1 protein-coding gene is annotated in these 2,631 nt (G+C 73.1%); it reads left to right on the plus strand.

Going from position 1 to position 2,631, the window contains the following annotated elements; genetic code table 11:
• The first annotated feature begins 86 nt into the window (after window positions 1-86).
• Window positions 87-2,558, plus strand: a complete 2,472-nt coding sequence (locus ASG29_RS15080; protein WP_055986145.1) for a circularly permuted type 2 ATP-grasp protein — start codon at window positions 87-89, stop codon at window positions 2,556-2,558.
• The last annotated feature ends 73 nt before the right edge of the window (window positions 2,559-2,631 follow it).

Raw genomic sequence — 2,631 nt, forward strand, 5'->3', positions numbered from 1 at the left:
CGTCAAGCCAGCCCCCTTCCACCGCACCGCAACATCCCCTATCGTCATCGTCCGCCGCATCCGGGGCCGCGGCTGGGGGAAGTGCGTTGGCGACACAGCCCGTCCTGTTCGACGCCGCCAGTCACGCGCGGCGCTGGATCGAGGAATATCGCGCGCACGGCCTGCGCGGCGACGTGCTGGCGGCCAACGACGATCCCGCCTGGGCCGCCACGTTCGAGGAACTGGCCGCGGTCGCCGCCGACGACCTGGGCCAGGCGCGCGAACGGGTGCAGCGCCACGCCGCGGATATCGGCACCGGTTTCCGCATCATGGGGGAGGAGGCGGAGCGCCCCTGGCCCGTCTCCCCCGTCCCGCTGCTGATCGACGGCGCGCAATGGCGCACGATCGAACGCGGGGTGATCCAGCGCGCCGACCTGCTCGAAACGATCCTGGCCGACCTGTACGGCCCGCAGTCGCTGGTCCACAGGGGCCATGTCCCCGCGACGCTGGTGACGGGCAGCCCCTATTTCCTGCGCCCGCTGGTCGGGCTCGCCCCGCCCGGCGGCTGCCACCTGCAATTCGTCGCCTTCGACCTCGGCCGCGGCCCGACCGGGGAATGGCGCGTGCTGAGCGATCACCTGCGCATGCCCACCGGCGCGGGCTATGCGCTGGAGAACCGGCTGGCGGTCAGCCGCGCATTGGGCGGCCTTCAGGGGCGGCTGAACGTGCGCCGCCATGCCCCCTTCTTCGCCGCTTTCCGCGAGGGGCTGTCCGCCGCCTGCCACCGCGCCGATCCGCGTATCGGCCTGCTCACGCCCGGCCGCTACAACGCCAGCTATGCGGAGCAGGCGCATCTGGCGCGCTACCTCGGCTTCCTGCTGGTGGAGGGGGAGGATCTCGCCGCGCGCGACGACCGGCTGTACGTCCGCACGATCGGCGGGCTGAAGCGGATCGACGCCCTGTGGCGGCGGCTCGACCCGCGGATGCTCGATCCGCTGGCCTTCGACACGCATTCGCGCATCGGCGTGCCCGGGCTGATCGACGCGTGGGCCGCGGGCAATGTCGTCATCGCCAACGCGCCCGGCGCGGGCGTGCTGGAAAGCGCCGCCTTCGCCGCCTTCCTCCCGCAACTGGCGACGCGGCTGACGGGCGCGGACCTGATCCTGCCGTCGATCGCGACATGGTGGTGCGGGCAGGAACGCGAATGCGCGCACGTCCGCGCCGACATGGCGTCGATGCTGCTGGGCAGCGCGTTCGGCGCCCCCACCGCCGCGCTGACCGATACGATCGCCGCCGCCGACATGGACGATGCGCGGCGCGCCGCCTTCCTGGCCGATCTCGACCGCCGGCCGCAGGATTACGTCGGGCAGGAGATCGTGCGCCTGTCCACCATGCCCGTCGTCATCGGCGACCGGATGGAGGCGCGGCCGTTCACCCTGCGCGTCTTCGCCGCGCGCGACGCGGACGGGGCGTGGCAGGTGATGCCCGGCGGCTTCGCGCGCATCGGCGAACATGCGGACACGCGCGCGACCGTCATGGGCGACGGCCTGTGGTCCGCCGACGTGTGCGTCCACGGCGCCGATCCGGTGGCGCAGGTGTCGCTGCTGCCCGCCCCCGATTCGCTCCACATCCGCCGCAACCCCGGCACGTTGCCGAGCCGGGTCGCGGACAATTTCTACTGGCTCGGCCGCTATCTGGAGCGGGGCGAGGCGCTGCTGGGCGCGATCCGGCTGATGCTGGGCAATTCCATCGACGCGGACACGGGCGCCGCCCTCGCGCGCGACACCGTGGGGCGGCTGGTGGGGGAGATCGCCGCGGGCAACGCCGCACCCCGCCCCGCCTCGCTGCGCCGCGCGGACCTCGTCCCCTTCGCGCGCACCGCGCTGGAGGCGACGGGCGGCCAGTGGCAGTCGGTGGCGCAGATCAACGCCAGCGCGCAGCGGATCGGCGCGGGATCGCGCGACCGCCTGTCCGCCGACATGGTCCGCCTGCTCGACGCGCCGTTCCCGAAACAGCCGGGGATGCTCGACCGCTGCGGCTCGCTCCAGCGCCGCTACGCCGCCATCGCGGGCCTGTCCGCCGAGCACATGGGCCGCACCGCCGCGTGGCGGTTTCACGACCTCGGCCGCCGCATCGAGCGCGCGGGCGCGATCGCGCGCGCCACGCGCCGCTTCGGCTTGCCCGGCGCGTCGCTCGACGACCTGACGACGCTGCTCGACCTCGCCGACAGCCAGATCAGCTATCGCCAGCGCTACCTGACCGGCATCGCGCGCGTTCCCGTCGTCGACCTCGTCGCGCTCGATCCCGGCAACCCCCGCGCGCTCGCCTTCCAGGTGGAGGCGATCCGCGACCATCTGAAGAAGCTGCCCGTATTGGACGACGACGGCATGGCCGAACCGCAGCAGATCGAGGCCGCGGGCCTGTACGCGCTGGTCACGACGGTCCAGGCCGCGACGCTGGACGACGAGACGCTGGCGGAGGTCGAACGCCGCCTGATCCGGCTGTCCGACGCGATCGCGCATCGCTACTTCCTGCAAGGCGCGGAGGCCCTGCGCGCCGCCGGGCTGACGCTGGCATGAGAGACAACTCAATACCTCCCCGGAACGGGGAGGGGGACCATGCGAAGCATGGTGGAGGGGTTGGCCGGGCACA

The organism is Sphingomonas sp. Leaf412, assembly GCF_001425405.1.
Lineage (GTDB): Bacteria > Pseudomonadota > Alphaproteobacteria > Sphingomonadales > Sphingomonadaceae > Sphingomonas.